Here is a 14,673-nt window from a genome sequence, read left to right as displayed (position 1 = left end):
TCATGCCGGACAGAATGCGTCAGGCAGTGCCGAACGCGCTGGCGCCGTGATCGGCGCGGCCCACCAATTGGCGGAAGCCGGCGAACAACTCGCGTCCGAAGCCGAATTCATTGCCGATGAGATCGACTTCGGCCGTGCGGCGCAAGGCGAATTCGGTGCCTGGCACCAGCACTTCCAGCGTGCCGGCATCGGCGTCGAGGCGGATGATGTCGCCGTCATGGATCCGCGCGATCGGCCCGTCCTCGACCGCTTCCGGCGTCACATGGATTGCCGCCGGCACCTTGCCGGAGGCGCCCGACATGCGCCCGTCGGTGACCAGCGCGACGCGCTGGCCGCGATCCTGCAGGATGCCGAGCACGGTGGTCAGCTTGTGCAATTCCGGCATGCCGTTGGCCTTCGGACCCTGGAAGCGGATGACGGCGATGAAGTCGCCGGTGAGTGCGCCCGCCTTGAAGGCGTCGTTCAGTCCCTGCTGGCTGTCGAACACCTTGGCCGGCGCCTCGATGACACGCCGCTCCGGTTTGACGGCCGATGTCTTGATGACGGCGTGACCGAGATTGCCCGCCAGCACCTTCAGGCCGCCCGTCGCCTGGAAAGCCTTGTTGAACGGCGCCAGCACCTTTTCGTCGCCGCTTGCGCGCGGCGAAGCCTCGCGCAGCACAGCGCCGTCGGCGCCGAGCTTTGCCTCGACCGCATAGGGCCGCAGGCCTTCGCCCCACACCGTCTGCACATCCTCGTGCAGGACGCCCTCGTCGAGCAGTTCGCGAATCAGGAAGCCGAGCCCGCCCGCGGCATGGAAATGGTTCACGTCGGCAAGTCCGTTCGGATAGACCCGTGCCAACAGAGGCACGGCTTCCGAGAGGTCGGAAATATCCTGCCAGGTCAGCGCGATGCCGGCGGCGGCGGCCATGGCGATCAGGTGGATGGTGTGGTTGGTCGAGCCGCCGGTGGCATGCAGGCCGACGACGCCATTGACGAACGAACGTTCGTCGATCATCCGCCCGACCGGCGTATAGGCGTTGCCGAGCGCGGTGATCGCCAGTGCCCGTTTCGTCGCTTCGCGGGTCAAGGCGTCGCGCAGGGGCGTGCCGGGGTTGACGAAGGACGCGCCCGGCGTGTGCAGGCCCATGATCTCCATCAGCATCTGGTTGGAGTTCGCCGTCCCGTAGAAGGTGCAGGTGCCCGGCCCGTGATACGACTTGGACTCGGCTTCCAGGAGTTCGGCGCGTCCTGCCTTGCCCTCGGCATAGAGCTGGCGGACCTTGGCCTTCTCATCGTTGGGCAGGCCTGTCGTCATCGGGCCGGCAGGAATGAACACCGCCGGCAGATGGCCGAAGGTTAGTGCGGCGATCACCAGACCCGGGACGATCTTGTCGCAGACGCCGAGATAGACGGCGGCGTCGAACATGTTGTGCGACAGGCCGATCGCGGCTGCCATGGCGATCACGTCGCGCGAAAACAGCGACAGCTCCATGCCGGGCTGGCCTTGGGTCACGCCATCGCACATCGCCGGGACGCCGCCCGCGACCTGGGCGATGCCGCCCGCCTCGCGCGCGGCCTCCTTAATCAGGGCAGGGAAGGTCTCGAAGGGCTGATGCGCCGACAGCATGTCGTTGTAAGAGGTGATGATGCCGAGATTGGGCACCTTGTCGGCACCGAGCGCCAGCTTTTCCGAGGGGCTGCAGACCGCGAAGCCATGGGCAAGGTTGCCGCAGGACAGCACCGACCGGTTGGCGGTCTGGTTCGACGCTTCGGCGATACGGCTGAGGTAGCGCTCCCGGCCCGGTTTGGAGCGCTGGCGTATCCGTTCGGTGATGGCTTCGATGTCTCGTCTTGCGGTCATGGGATCAGGTCCTTTCAGGCGAGGTCCCGGAAACATCCTCCCGCCGTTGCCGGGACCACTTGTAAACTTGAAATCAGGGCGCCCAGAAAACCTCCACGGGCTTGGGCGATGCGTCGAGCACGGCACGGATCGGCTTTCGCGGCCCGGACGCGGCCGCGCCGTCGAAGGCGGTGCGCTTGTCCTCGCCCTCGATGTGCAGCGCGATGAAACCGGCGTCGATGATCCGCGCCAGGGTCAGGGTCAGCCGAGGCTCACCCGCACTTGCGGCGTGAACCGGCAGGATGATCCTGTCCGAGGCGGGGTCGAGCAGCTTCGGCAGATCGTCGGCGTCGGGAAAGAAGGAGGCGGTATGGCCGTCAGGCCCCATGCCGAGGATCACGACATCGAGCGGCCAGGGCAGGGATCGCAGGGCCGCATCGTCGGAAGCCGCGGCGTCCTCGATGCCGACCGCCTCGTGGTAGAGCGGAACGAAGCGGGCCGCCTTGGCCGCGTTCTGCAGCAGGTTGGCGGCAACCAGCCCGGCATTGGATCGCGGCGAGGAGGCCGGCACGAAACGTTCGTCGACCAGCGTCACGATCACCTTGTCCCAGGCGATCGGCGCCGCAGAGAGCGTGGCAAAGAACTTTGCCGGTGTCGTGCCGCCGGAGACCGCCAGCAATGCCGTGCCGCGCCCGGTGATCGCCTTGGTCAGGGCATCGGCGACGCGGCCAGCCAGCGCCAAGGCCAGTTGCGGACGGTCGGGAAAAGCGTTCCAGTTGTAGCTGGCGCCGTTCAATTGCTCTCGTGCCATGTCCGCCCGTCACGTTCGATCAGTGCTATCGAGGCCGACGGCCCCCATGTGCCTGCCGTATAGCCCTGCGCTTCCTGCTTGGCGCCTTCCCAGGCATTCTGGATCGGGTCGATCCACTTCCAGGCGGCTTCCACCTCGTCGCGGCGCATGAACAGCGTCTGGTTGCCGCGGATGACATCCATGATCAGCCGTTCATAGGCGTCAGGCGCGCGGCCGTCGAACGACTGTGCGAAGCTCATGTCGAGCGAGATCTGGCGCAGCCGCATGCCGCCCGGGCCTGGGTCCTTGATCATGATGAACTGCTTGACGCCTTCGTCCGGCTGCAGCCGGATGACCAGTTGGTTGGCAAAGATCGGCCCCGCGCCGCTGTCGCCGAAGATCGAATGCGGGATCGGCTTGAACTCGATGACGATTTCCGAAACCCGGGTCGCCAGCCGCTTTCCGGTCCTGAGGTAGAACGGAACGCCGGCCCAGCGCCAGGTGCCGATCTCGGCCTTGATGGCGACGAAGGTCTCGGTGTTGCTGTCCTTGCCGAGTTCCTCGACATAGCCTTTCACCGGTCCCCCGGCCGAGGCGCCGGCGCGGTACTGGCCGCGCACGGTGTGCTTCGGCGCCTCGTTGCCGTTGATGCGCTTCAGCGCCCGCAGCACCTTGAGCTTCTCGTCGCGCACGGCGTCGGCGTCCATCGACGAAGGCGCTTCCATGGCGACGAGGCAAAGCAGCTGCAGCATGTGGTTCTGCACCATGTCGCGCAGCGCACCGGCCTTGTCGTAGTAGGTGACGCGGTCTTCCAGGCCCACGGTCTCGGCGACGGTGATCTGCACGTGGTCGATGTGGGCGGAATTCCACAGCGGCTCGTACAGCGCATTGGCAAAGCGCAGCGCCATCAGGTTCTGCACCGTCTCCTTGCCGAGATAGTGATCGATGCGGAAAATCTGGCTTTCGTGGAAGTCGTCGCCGACCAGGTCGTTGAGCGCCTGCGCCGAGGCAAGATCGCGGCCGATTGGCTTCTCCAGCACGATGCGCGAATTCGGCGTGATCAGATTGTGCTCTTTGAGCTTGTGCGAGATGTCGCCGAACAGCGCCGGCGCCACGGCCAGGTAAAAGGCGCGGATGTGATCACTTTCGCCGATCGCCTTTTTCAGCTTGTCGAAGCCGGCGCCGCTCGTTGCATCGGCCGGGACGTAGGAAAGCCGGGCGAGGAAGGTCTTCAACTCCTTGGCATCGATATCGGCCGGCTTGACATGGTCCGAAATCGCCTGCTTGGCGAAAGCTTGGAACTCCTCGTCGCTCATTTTCGAGCGCGACGTGCCGATGATGCGCGTCGGCTCGGAGAATTGATGGTCGCGCTGGCGATAGTAGAGCGACGGCAGCAGCTTGCGTTCCGACAGGTCGCCGGTACCACCGAAAATGATGAAGTCGAAAGGGTCGACGGGGATGATCTGGCTGGTCATGGTCTGTCCGCTTTGACGCCGGTCGCAAATACGCGGCTGATATATTCTAATCGATTTAAATTTTCCAGTGCCATGGTGTCACATCGAGGACCAACTGCTGGATTTTGCGTCGGTCCACGTGTGCGCTTGACACTGGCGCCGCCGGGAGGCTTGTCGGTGAACGAAGACTCCGGAAGCTTTCGCAGTTGCAGCATAGAACGTGAATGTGACGAAAGCTAAGGGAGAAATCGGCGCGCCATCCTTGCGGCATCGATCGCATCGGTCGCCAGCCCTTGTGCAAGCTGTGCAGTGATATCGAGGAAGTCCATGAGCGGGAAAAGCATGCGTCTGGAAAACAAGGTCGCCATTATCACCGGTGCGGCATCGGGCTTCGGCGAAGGCATGGCCAAGCGCTTCGCGGAAGAGGGCGCCAGGGTCGTTGTCGCCGATCTCAACGCCAAGGGTGCCAAACGCGTCGCCGATGAGATCGGCGAGGCGGCAATCTGGACGCAGACCGACGTTTCGTTGCGCTCCGAGTTCGACGAGATGGTCTATGCCGCCAAAAGCGCCTTCGGCCGTGTCGACATCATGGTCAACAATGCCGGGTTCACCCATCGCAATGGCGACATGCTCAAGGTCGACGAGGAAACTTTCGACCTGATCACATCAGTCAACATGAAGGCGATCTATCACGCCGCCCTTGCGGTGGTACCGATCATGGAGCGGCAAGGTGGTGGTGTCATTCTGACCACGGCCTCCACCGCGGGCCTGCGGCCGCGGCCCGGCCTCACCTGGTACAATGCCTCGAAGGGTTGGGCGATCACCGCCACCAAGTCAATGGCGGTGGAACTCGCGCCCAGGAACATCCGCGTCAACTGCCTTTGCCCGGTCGCCGGTGAAACCGGCATGCTTGAAAAATTCATGGGCGCCGACACGCCCGAGATCCGCGAGGCATTCCGCGCCTCGATCCCGCTCGGGCGGCTGTCGACCCCGCTCGATATCGCCAACGCGGCTTTATGGCTGGCCTCGGACGAGGCCGCTTTCATAACCGGGGTCGCTCTGGAAGTCGATGGCGGGCGCTGCATCTGAACGCGGCGATCGTCGGATATTACGTGCCGGGCTTGACGTAGCTCTTGTACACCCAGCCGTGCTTGCCGTTGTAGACGATCTCGCACCACTGCTTGCAGCCCATCAGTTGCACCGAGGTCCGGGCAGGGATCGTACCGATGGGGGTGGCACCCTTCTTTGGAGCACTGCGCATGGTCACAGCCCTGAGAATACGGCCGCTGCCCGTCGCCGCCACCTTGCGCGGCTTCGCTTTGGCTGCGTTGTCCTCGCCTTGTGCATTCGCGGGTTTTTGGTCCGGTGCTTGCGGCTGCGTCTCCGGAATGGCGGCGGTCTGCGCGCCATCGGGATTGCTGCTATTGGCAGGCGGGCTCGGCGCGGCGACCTTGGCAAGCTCGTCGGTGGCATCGGTATCGGTAGACGATTGCGCGAATGCCGCCGCTGTTTTGTCAGGCGCCGGCTCGGGCTGCTTGGCTACCTGGCTGGGAGCCGCCGTTTGATCGGGATCAGTTGCCGCGGCAGCCTTCGGCTGCGCCCCTGTCCAGCGGGGATCATTGGCGGCAAGCGCTGGTATGTCCACCGCCGCCGCTGCCTTGGTCGGTGACACCTGGCTGGACTTGCGCTCCGCCTGCGGCGTCACGGCCGCCACCGTCACCGTCGTCCCCGAGGAGGGAACTTTCGTCGTCTTCACCGGAATGGTCGGAATGCTCTGCTCGGGACTGGCGGCTGCTTGCCTCTCGCCGGTCGGCAACGCCAGCCAGAGCGCCACTGCGGCAACGCCAAGCAGTGCCGCGGTGCCTATTGCCGCGATAACCAGGTGCGAGTTCGAACGGACTCCCTGCCAGAATGACGGGCGCATGTCATAGCCGAACTGCATGGCGAAGCGCCGACGTTCCGGAGCACCGAAACTGAAGGGCTCTCTCACTCTTGCCACCTCCATAAGCGGGCCGGTGTTCTTTCGATCAAATATCGCAAGTCACGCGTTCGATCAGCATCGGTCCCAAAACGCGGGCGGGCCCGCAACAATCCCCGAACAATCGCCCAGATGCGGACCTTTCGCCCGCGATTGTGGCGTCAGTACGCCATTAGCAAGGATTCTGCGCTTTTGCCGGCAATTCCGCAATGTGTCGCCCGGGCAACAAATATTACATGAATATTACAATATTACATGAGTTCGTGATCGCAGGGATAGCGGCGATCCAATCCCAGCCTAAGCACGTCGCGTTGGAAAAGACCCCACGACGCAATTGGATCTTGTTTTGTGCATGTCGTTCTTCCCAAAGGTCACTTTGCGCGACGCATTAGATCCTGTCCCGCAGCGCAAACCAGTTGAGCGCAAGGAAAAGCAGCGGCGCCCGGAACCGGCGGCCGCCAGGAAATGGCGGGATTTTCAGGTCCTCGATCAGCTTCAGCTGGTCGCGGTTGCCGGTGATGGTCTCGGCATAGAGCTTGCCGAAGAAGTTCGACAGCATGACGCCGTGACCGGAATAGCCGCCGGCCGAGATCACATTCGGCATCACTTCACGCACGAACGGCTTCCTCGGCACGGTGATGCCGACATAGCCGCCCCAGCCATGGGTGATCTCGACATCGCCGAGCGCCGGATAGAGCTCCGCGATCTGGCGGCGAATGTGGATGTGGATATCTTTGGGATCGTTGACGCCATAGACCTCGCGTCCGCCGAAAAGCAGCCGTCCATCCCTGGATTTGCGGAAATAACGCACGACGAAGCGGGAATCGTCGACCGATTCGCCCCCCGGCAACACGTTCGAATCCGATCCCAGCGGCACGGTCGCGCCGATGAAGGATCCGATCGGCATGATGTGCGCGGCACTCACCGGCTCGAGCGTGCCGCCATAGGCGTTGACGGCGATCAGGCATTTTTGCGCCGAGATCGTCCCTCTCGGCGTGGAGACCCTGACCTTGCCGCCTGCCGAGACGATGCCGGTCGATGGCGTCCCTTCGAACAAGTGGGCGCCAGCTTGTGCCGCCGCCCGCGCCGTGCCGATCACCAGCTTCATCGGATGGATATGCCCGGTGCCGATATCGCGCGTGCCGCCGAAATAAGCGCTCGAGCCCAGCCGATCCGCCGTCTCCTTCGCATCCATGAAGGAGATGTGCGGGTACGAGAAGCGGCCGGCCATGATTTCGGCATGCGCCTTGTAGTCGTCCACATAGCGCGGCTTGTGCGCGACCGAGAGCTGGCCCGGCATGTAGTCGATATCGATCTGGTTGAGGGCGGCGAAGTCGAGCAAATGCGCTTTCGCCTCTTCGGCGAGATCGAACAGGGCCCTGGCGCGGGACAGACCGTATTCGGCCTCCAGGTCCTCGGCCCAGGCACGCTGCCCGGTGCCGAGCTGGCCGCCATTGCGCCCGGAAGCGCCGTCGCCAAAACGATATGCTTCGATCAGGACAACGCTGGTACCGGCCTTGGCCAAATGCGTCGCTGCCGACAGGCCGGTAAACCCGCCGCCGATAATAACGACGTCGCAGGTCCGGTCACCGTCGAGCGTTGGATATTCGGGCCGCGGCCCAGCCGTGTCCTCATACCAGGATCGGCCGGGGGAAATGGGGGATTGGTAGTTCATGATGCTCACAGGGCAGTAGGGCAGTAGGGCAGTAGGGCAGTAGGGCAGTAGGGCAGTAGGGCAGTAGGGCAGTAGATAAACTACTCGGGTGACAATTTGCGGATTAGAAGCCGCAAGAGCGTTCCCACACTCTCGCTGCGGTTCATCAGCGGTTGGGCTATCTCATGCGAGGTGATGCCGACGCGTTGCGCGATCAGCAGATGGGTCTCCAATTCTTTGAGTGATCCTTGCGCAATCCTGAGAAATTGCTGATAGGAAGCCCGGCTTTCCCGTCCGTAACCCTCAGCTATGTTGGCGGGCACGGAGGTGGCTGCCCTGCGTAGCTGAGCAGTCACGCCATAGAGTTCTTCTTTCGGCCAGGCTTTTGTCGCCTCGTAGACTGATACTGCTAGGTCCATGGCCTGCTGCCAGACGATCAGATCCCTGTACGATTCGATCTTCGCCATCGTCTGCCACCCCCCTTACTGCCTTACTGCCTTACTGCCTTACTGCCCTACTGCCTTACTCCCCTAAACATTCAGCAGCAGATATTCCCGCTCCCACGGACTGATCACTTCCATGAACGTTTCGAATTCCGCCCGCTTGATCGCCGCATAGGTGGCGGCGAAGGACTTGCCCAGCAATGCGCAGAGTTCCTCGTCGCCTTCGAACAGGTCGACGGCTTCGAGCAGGCTGCGCGGCAGGTCGATCTCGTGCGCGTTGGCGGTGGTCAGTACGGGAGGCTCGGCCTTGATCTTCCTGGTGATGCCGATCAGCCCGCAGGCAAGCGAAGCCGCCAGCGCCAGATAGGGATTGGCATCGGAGGACGGGATGCGGTTTTCAACGCGCCGCGCCGCTGGATCGGAACGCGGCACGCGGAACGCCGTGGTGCGGTTGTCGTAGCCCCATTTGTTGTTGACCGGGGCAGAGGCCGCCTGCGTCAGCCGCCGGTAGGAATTGACGTAGGGCGCGAACATAACCAGTGCATTCGGCACGTGCTTCTGCATGCCGCCGATGAAATGGAAGAAATCCTCGGTCTCCGAACCATCCTCGGCCGAAAAGATGTTCCTGCCCGTCTTCTTGTCGACGATCGACTGATGGATATGCATGGCGGAGCCCGGCTGGCCCTGAATCGGCTTGGCCATGAAGGTCGCGTAGATCTCATGCTTGAGCGCGGCTTCACGAATGGTGCGCTTGAACATGAACACTTGGTCGGCGAGCTCGATCGGGTCGCCGTGGCGCAGATTGATCTCGAGCTGGCCGGCGCCCTCTTCGTGGATGAGCGTGTCGATCTCCAGGCCCTGGCTTTCGGAGAAATGGTAGATGTCGTCGATCAGTTCGTCGAACTCGTTGACGCCGGCGATCGAATAGCCGGCGCCGCCGCCGATCGCGCGCCCCGAGCGGCCGACAGGCGGGGTCAGGGGATAGTCCGGGTCCGGATTCTTGCGCACGAGGTAGAACTCGATTTCGGGTGCCACGACCGGCTTCAGCCCAAGCTTGTCATAGGCCGCCAGCACGCGCTTCAGCACATTGCGCGGCGTGAACTCGACCGAGCGGCCGTCCTGGTGGACGAGGTCGCAGATGACGGCGGCCGTCGGGTCTTCTTCCCAGGGCACCACGGTCAATGTCGACAGGTCCGGCATCAGCTTGAGGTCGCCGTCGTCTTCCGGATAGTGAAAGCCGTTGCCGTCCTCCGGATAGCCGCCGGAAATCGTCGTCATGAAGACCGCCGAAGGCAGCGCCAGTGAGGTGTTGGAAGTGAATTTCTTCGACGGCATCATCTTGCCGCGCGCCACGCCGGCCTGATCAGGCGTGATGCATTCGATATCCTCGATGCCGCGCCATTCCAGCCAATCGCTGACTTCCTTCCAGTTCTTCACACCTCGCAGGTTTTTCACGAAGGCAGGCGTACGCGCCCGTCCTCCGCGGCTCGACGGACGGACTTCCTTTTTTGCAGGCGGCATCATTCACCAGATTGGGTTGCGGATTTTCAAGTATAGCCGTGCCGTGCGACCGAAGGGAAGGGGAGCCGCCGCGGGCATTTGCCGTTGCGGGTTGAAAACCGGTTGCCGGTCGGCATAGGTTTGGCGTCTTCCCGCACTCGAGAAGCCGGCGATGAGATCCAGCAACGAACTGACCACGATCGGCTTCGATGCCGACGACACGCTTTGGCAGAACGAACGGTTCTTCCGCATGACGGAAAAGCGCTTTGCCGCCATGCTGGCCGATCATGGCGAGGGGGAGCAGATCTCGGCTCGACTGTTGGAAGCCGAGAGGCGCAATCTCGCGATCTACGGTTTCGGCATCAAGGGATTTACGCTCTCGATGATCGAGACGGCGATAGAGGTCACCGACGGGCGCGTGCCGGCTTCCGTCATATCGGAGATTCTCGACGCCGGCCGCGAGATGCTGGGCCATCCGATCGAGCCCTTGCCGCATGCACGCGAGACGGTCGAGAAGCTCGCCGGCACCTTCCGCCTCGTGCTGATCACCAAGGGCGATCTGTTCGATCAGGAGCGCAAGCTGGCTGGCTCCGGGCTGGGCGAGTTGTTCGACGCCGTCGAGATCGTCAGCGACAAGACCGCCGCGACCTATGCGCGCCTATTCGACCGCCATGGCGATGGCCCGGCAAGGAGCATGATGGTCGGCAATTCGCTGAAGTCGGACGTGGTGCCCGCCATCGAGGCCGGCGGCTGGGGTGTCCATGTGCCGCACGAATTGACCTGGGTGCTCGAACATGTCGAGGCGCCGGTCGCCGAGCCGCGTTTCCGCCAGATATCGGATCTCAGCCAATTGCCCGCGCTTGTCGAAAGCATCAGGAACAGAGTTTGATCGTAGACCTCCGACTGCTTTTTCGCGCAATTCTGGATGGAAAAACGGTTTTCGCCTTTTGGAATCGTTTTAGCGGCCGGTCAGGCGATCGATGACCGGTTGCAGCCGTTCGGGCGTGATCGGCTTGGCCACCACCGCGTCGACAACATGCGCCAGGCCCAGGCTCTCCGGCGTGCCATTCTTGGTTGAAAGCAGGATCACGGGAGGAAGTGCCTTGCCCGCGGCTCGCCGCAACGTGTCGATACTGGACATCAGCGTGTCGCAGTCTTTGTTGTCGGGGCCACCATCGAGGACAACCGCCCCGGGGATAAGCGAACGTAAGGTCTTCACCGCCATTTCAGGCGATTCCGAGATTGGTTTGAGCCCGGAACGCTCGACGATTTTAGACACCACGACGCGATTGATCGGCGACTTCCCGACAACAAGCACCCGCGAAGGATCTCGGATCGTCTCAATGTTTGAACCCCGGGTCACCCGATTCAGATGTTTTGTACTCTCCCCCTCGTCACTCACTAGGCACCCAAGTCGGCCAAGAATCTTGCCCCTATTTCAATGCAGAGTTGAATCTGCGGACAATTGGCGTGAGATCGCACCCTATGTCAAGTTGAAATAAAAGACTTCTGAAACCGTCTCCCACACAGTGGATTCAAGCAACAGTACTGTACTGCCCTGTCCATAGCTTGGTTGCGTGAAAATAAAATTCACCTACGCATACGCGGCGCGGGCAAATGGCCGGTTGTAGCGCTTCCGGGTCAGCCATGGCTTTGTTGTGTAACGATCACCGGGATCAGCAGGTCGCCCCAATTGCCGTCGCCGCCATGGTGCCTCGCGGAGCGCACGAGCTCCACCGAGACGCCCGCCTCGACCGCCTTCATCACCGATTGGTTGAGCCTGTGCAGGTCGTTGGCCAGCATGCGGATTGTCGCCTGCTGGTCGACGCTCATCGTGGTCGATTGCTCTTCGGCCCGTTCCTTGACGCGGCTTATCGATGCCATTGGTCTTCTCCTGTGTCTGAGGCCCTGTTGGGCGTTTCCTCTGTATTTCCTGGTCGCTATTCCGCGGCCGGCTTGAACTGCGCGTGCTCGGTCGATTCGTGCATGGCCGTGGTCGACGACCGGCCGCCGGTGATCGCCATAGAGACCGCGTCGAAATAGCCGGTGCCGACCTCGCGCTGGTGCTTGGTCGCGGTATAGCCATTGGCTTCCGCCGCGAATTCCGCTTCCTGCAACTCGGAATAGGCCGCCATCTGCCGCGCCTTGTAGCCGCGGGCGAGTTCGAACATGCCGTAGTTGAGCTGGTGGAAGCCGGCCAGCGTGATGAATTGGAACTTGTAGCCCATGGCGCCCAGTTCCCTCTGGAACTTGGCGATCGTCGCGTCGTCGAGATTCTTCTTCCAGTTGAACGACGGCGAGCAATTGTAGGCGAGCAGCTTGCCTGGATGGTGCCTGCGCACCCCCTCGGCGAATTTCTTGGCCTGCGCCAGGTCGGGCTTCGAGGTCTCGCACCAGATCAGGTCGGCGTGCGGCGCATAGGCAACGGCCCGCGCGATGCAAGGCTCGATGCCGTTCCGGACCTGGTAGAAGCCTTCCACCGTGCGGCCGGCATCATAGTCGACGAAGGGCTGGTCGCGCTCATCGATATCGGAGGTCAGCAGCTTTGCAGCTTCCGCGTCCGTGCGTGCCACGACCAAGGTGGGCGTGGCCATCACGTCGGCCGCGAGCCGCGCCGCGTTGAGGTTGCGGATATGCGCCGCGGTCGGGATCAGCACCTTGCCGCCGAGATGGCCGCACTTCTTCTCCGACGCCAACTGGTCCTCGTAATGGACGCCAGCGGCACCGGCCTCGATGAACGCCTTCATGATCTCGAAGGCGTTGAGCGGACCGCCGAAGCCGGCTTCCGCGTCGGCAACGATCGGTGCGAACCAGGTCTCCACAGAAAGCCCCTTGCCTTCGGAGGTTTCGATCTGGTCGGCGCGCTGCAGCGTGCGGTTGATGCGCTTGACCAGTTCGGGCGCCGCATTGGCCGGATAGAGCGACTGGTCCGGATACATTGCCGAGGCGGTGTTTGCGTCGGCGGCGACCTGCCAGCCCGACAGGTAGATCGCCTTCAGCCCGGCGCGCACCTGCTGCATCGCCTGGTTGCCGGACATGGCGCCGAGCGCGTTGACGAAGTCCTCCTCGTGGATGAGTTTCCACAGCCGGTTGGCGCCCATTTCGGCAAGGCTCTGACGAATCTGCACCGAACCGCGCAGCCGCTTCACGTCCTCCGGCGAATAGGGACGTTCAATGCCGTCGAAGCGACCTTCAGGCGCCGAGGGGACGAGGTTGTAAAAATCAGTCATTGGTCACTCCGAAGACTTCTGCATAGCCAATTCTCGGGCTGCTTCTATGTGACTGAATTTACATTCTGGCACCGCATGGGCCAGAAAAATCAGTAAAATCGGGCGGATATAAGAGAAAACCTGTGTTGTATTTGACAGCAAGGCGCTGTAAATTTGTCAATCCTGTAAAGCGAAGGAGACGGGATGCAGCGGGCGGCGTGTAAATTCCTGTCAAGGATTGGCGATGGCTGACCAGAAGATTTTCGCTGGGCCGCGCATCCGCCGCATCCGTGGCGCCAAGGGCCTGACCCAGACGGCGATGGCCGAGGGGCTCGGCATCTCGCCGTCCTACCTCAACCTGATCGAGCGCAACCAGCGGCCGCTGACGGTGCAATTGATCCTGAAGCTCGCCTCCGTCTACAAGGTCGATCCGCATGAGCTTCAGGGCGAGGCAAGGGGATCGGTCGCTGCCCTCAAGGAGGTGTTCACCGACCCGCTGCTGGTCGGCGAATTGCCGGGAGACCAGGAATTGATCGAGTTTGCCGAGGCGGCACCCAACGCCTCCGCCGCGGTGATAAAACTGTTCCGCGCCTATCGCGAGCAAGCCGAGCGGCTGTCCGATCTCAACGAGCTTCTGGCCCGCGAGGGCCGGGCGACCGCCCTCTCTGGCGCCCGCCTGCCGATCGACGAGGTGCGCGAGATTTTCGAGCGGCGACCGAACCATTTCGCCTCGCTCGAGGAAGAGGCCGAGGCGTTCACGTCGGTGCTCGATCCCGGCGACGACCTGCTTGGCGCCTTGAAGGCATGGCTGAAGCGCGAATACGGCATCGTGGTCAAGGTTCTCCCGGTCGCCACCATGCCGAACTGGCGCCGCCGCTACGACCGCCACTCGCAGCGCCTGTTCCTGTCCGAGCGTCTGTCGCCGTTCGACCAGTTGCGTGAAGTCGCGATGGAGGCCTGCCTGATCCGCATGTCGGTTGCGGTCGCCAGTGAGATCCAGGCACTGAGGCTGACCACGGACGAGGCGCGCCGCCTTGCCCGCTTCGAACTCGGCCGCTACGCCGCCCATGCGCTGATGATGCCCTATCTGCCCTTTCACGCGGCGGCCGTTCGCTCACGCTACGACATTGATGTCCTGCGCTCGCGCTTCGGCGTTTCCTTCGAGCAGGCGGCAAACCGGCTGACCATGCTGCAGCGGCCAGGTGCTTCCGGCGTGCCCTTCTTCATGCTGGAGATCGACAATGCGGGAAACCGCTTCCGCAAGGCCGGCAGCCAGGGCTTTCCGCAAAGCCGCTTCGGCGGTGGCTGTCCCAAGCTTCCCGTGCATGTCGCCTTCACTCAGCCGGGCCAGATATTCGTCGAGGCGGTGGAAATGCCCGATGGCGCCGAGTTCCTGTGCATCGCCCGCACGCTGGAGGGGCCGCAAGGCGCGTTCTCCGAACGACCGCGCCGCACGGCACTGCTGCTCGGCTGCGACATTGGCTTTCGCGACGAGATCGTCTATGGCACGGTGCTGCCTGGCGCGGCGACCGGCGCGAAGATGGGGGCGGGCACCGTCGCGGCGACGCCTGTCGGCCCCGCCTGCCGGCTTTGCGAGCGCGCCGGCTGCCTGGCGCGCGCCGAGCCGCCGGTGACGCGACCGCTCGGCCTCGACGAGATGGTCACCGGCTTGAGTGCCTTCGACTTCCAGTGATGTCGTGGTGACTTGCCGCGCGAAGAAGAAGACTGCTTCCTACTCGGGAAGACAATAAGCCTTCACGCTAAATATAGCGGATGCAATATTGATTAAGCATTGCTGTTAAGATATCAACGACAATCTGTGC

The 14,673-nt window shown here is 62.8% G+C and carries 13 protein-coding genes; 3 read left to right on the top strand and 10 right to left on the bottom strand.

The annotated features are described in order from the left end of the window. Nucleotides 1-19 precede the first annotated feature (19 nt). The 3 genes from edd to zwf form a co-directional block, all read right to left on the bottom strand. Nucleotides 20-1,843: a phosphogluconate dehydratase gene (gene edd, locus LB554_RS18390; protein ID WP_224586082.1), complete on the bottom strand. Its 1,824-nt coding sequence runs from the start codon at nucleotides 1,841-1,843 to the stop codon at nucleotides 20-22. A 73-nt stretch (nucleotides 1,844-1,916) separates the two neighbouring features. Then, nucleotides 1,917-2,633, bottom strand: coding sequence for a 6-phosphogluconolactonase (pgl, locus tag LB554_RS18385; protein ID WP_224586080.1), 717 nt, complete (start codon nucleotides 2,631-2,633; stop codon nucleotides 1,917-1,919). Next, a complete protein-coding gene (gene zwf / locus LB554_RS18380; RefSeq protein WP_015316300.1) occupies nucleotides 2,615-4,087 on the bottom strand; it encodes a glucose-6-phosphate dehydrogenase in 1,473 nt (490 codons plus the stop codon). Before zwf ends, pgl begins: the two co-directional genes overlap by 19 nt. Nucleotides 4,088-4,408: 321 nt before the next feature. Between zwf and LB554_RS18375 the strand changes: the two genes are divergently transcribed. Beyond that, the gene (locus tag LB554_RS18375; protein ID WP_041163342.1) at nucleotides 4,409-5,155 is read left to right on the top strand and encodes an SDR family oxidoreductase; all 747 of its coding nucleotides are present in this window, start codon (nucleotides 4,409-4,411) and stop codon (nucleotides 5,153-5,155) included. 19 nt (nucleotides 5,156-5,174) lie between these two features. Here LB554_RS18375 and LB554_RS18370 read toward each other — a convergent pair whose 3' ends face one another. From LB554_RS18370 to LB554_RS18355, 4 genes are all read right to left on the bottom strand, one after another. Next, nucleotides 5,175-6,056, bottom strand: a complete 882-nt coding sequence (locus LB554_RS18370) for an SH3 domain-containing protein (RefSeq protein WP_181177762.1) — start codon at nucleotides 6,054-6,056, stop codon at nucleotides 5,175-5,177. Between the two features lie 376 nt (nucleotides 6,057-6,432). After that, the gene (locus LB554_RS18365) at nucleotides 6,433-7,719 is read right to left on the bottom strand and encodes an NAD(P)/FAD-dependent oxidoreductase (protein ID WP_224586078.1); all 1,287 of its coding nucleotides are present in this window, start codon (nucleotides 7,717-7,719) and stop codon (nucleotides 6,433-6,435) included. 80 nt (nucleotides 7,720-7,799) lie between these two features. Further along, nucleotides 7,800-8,165, bottom strand: a complete 366-nt coding sequence (locus LB554_RS18360) for a four helix bundle protein (RefSeq protein ID WP_015316304.1) — start codon at nucleotides 8,163-8,165, stop codon at nucleotides 7,800-7,802. Nucleotides 8,166-8,228: 63 nt separating this feature from the next. After that, on the bottom strand, nucleotides 8,229-9,665 hold the full coding sequence (locus LB554_RS18355; RefSeq protein ID WP_015316305.1) for a glutamine synthetase family protein: 1,437 nt from the start codon (nucleotides 9,663-9,665) through the stop codon (nucleotides 8,229-8,231). Nucleotides 9,666-9,813: 148 nt separating this feature from the next. Between LB554_RS18355 and LB554_RS18350 the strand changes: the two genes are divergently transcribed. Next, a complete protein-coding gene (locus LB554_RS18350) occupies nucleotides 9,814-10,530 on the top strand; it encodes an HAD family hydrolase (RefSeq protein ID WP_140614657.1) in 717 nt (238 codons plus the stop codon). 69 nt (nucleotides 10,531-10,599) lie between these two features. On the opposite strand, the gene LB554_RS18345 is transcribed toward LB554_RS18350, so the two are convergent. The 3 genes from LB554_RS18345 to aceA form a co-directional block, all read right to left on the bottom strand. After that, nucleotides 10,600-11,043 (bottom strand): response regulator, encoded by a 444-nt coding sequence (locus tag LB554_RS18345; RefSeq protein ID WP_015316307.1) that lies wholly within the window; start codon nucleotides 11,041-11,043, stop codon nucleotides 10,600-10,602. 239 nt (nucleotides 11,044-11,282) lie between these two features. Continuing rightward, on the bottom strand, nucleotides 11,283-11,525 hold the full coding sequence (locus tag LB554_RS18340; protein ID WP_006202762.1) for a hypothetical protein: 243 nt from the start codon (nucleotides 11,523-11,525) through the stop codon (nucleotides 11,283-11,285). Nucleotides 11,526-11,581: 56 nt separating this feature from the next. Then, nucleotides 11,582-12,871: an isocitrate lyase gene (gene aceA, locus LB554_RS18335; protein ID WP_015316308.1), complete on the bottom strand. Its 1,290-nt coding sequence runs from the start codon at nucleotides 12,869-12,871 to the stop codon at nucleotides 11,582-11,584. A 223-nt stretch (nucleotides 12,872-13,094) separates the two neighbouring features. Between aceA and LB554_RS18330 the strand changes: the two genes are divergently transcribed. Next, a complete protein-coding gene (locus LB554_RS18330; protein ID WP_224586076.1) occupies nucleotides 13,095-14,543 on the top strand; it encodes a short-chain fatty acyl-CoA regulator family protein in 1,449 nt (482 codons plus the stop codon). Nucleotides 14,544-14,673 lie beyond the last annotated feature (130 nt).

Origin of the sequence: Mesorhizobium sp. CO1-1-11, from assembly GCF_020164995.1 — a bacterium.
In the GTDB taxonomy this organism is placed as follows: Bacteria; Pseudomonadota; Alphaproteobacteria; order Rhizobiales; family Rhizobiaceae; genus Mesorhizobium; species Mesorhizobium australicum.
This window is presented reverse-complemented; position numbering and strand designations above follow the sequence as displayed.

Coding starts and splice junctions, on each gene's coding strand:
- edd (WP_224586082.1), bottom strand. CDS start 1,843: ATGACCGCAAGACGAGACATCGAAGCCATCACCGAACGGATACGCCAG.
- pgl (WP_224586080.1), bottom strand. CDS start 2,633: ATGGCACGAGAGCAATTGAACGGCGCCAGCTACAACTGGAACGCTTTT.
- zwf (WP_015316300.1), bottom strand. CDS start 4,087: ATGACCAGCCAGATCATCCCCGTCGACCCTTTCGACTTCATCATTTTC.
- LB554_RS18375 (WP_041163342.1), top strand. CDS start 4,409: ATGCGTCTGGAAAACAAGGTCGCCATTATCACCGGTGCGGCATCGGGC.
- LB554_RS18365 (WP_224586078.1), bottom strand. CDS start 7,719: ATGAACTACCAATCCCCCATTTCCCCCGGCCGATCCTGGTATGAGGAC.
- LB554_RS18360 (WP_015316304.1), bottom strand. CDS start 8,165: ATGGCGAAGATCGAATCGTACAGGGATCTGATCGTCTGGCAGCAGGCC.
- LB554_RS18355 (WP_015316305.1), bottom strand. CDS start 9,665: ATGATGCCGCCTGCAAAAAAGGAAGTCCGTCCGTCGAGCCGCGGAGGA.
- LB554_RS18350 (WP_140614657.1), top strand. CDS start 9,814: ATGAGATCCAGCAACGAACTGACCACGATCGGCTTCGATGCCGACGAC.
- LB554_RS18340 (WP_006202762.1), bottom strand. CDS start 11,525: ATGGCATCGATAAGCCGCGTCAAGGAACGGGCCGAAGAGCAATCGACC.
- aceA (WP_015316308.1), bottom strand. CDS start 12,871: ATGACTGATTTTTACAACCTCGTCCCCTCGGCGCCTGAAGGTCGCTTC.
- LB554_RS18330 (WP_224586076.1), top strand. CDS start 13,095: ATGGCTGACCAGAAGATTTTCGCTGGGCCGCGCATCCGCCGCATCCGT.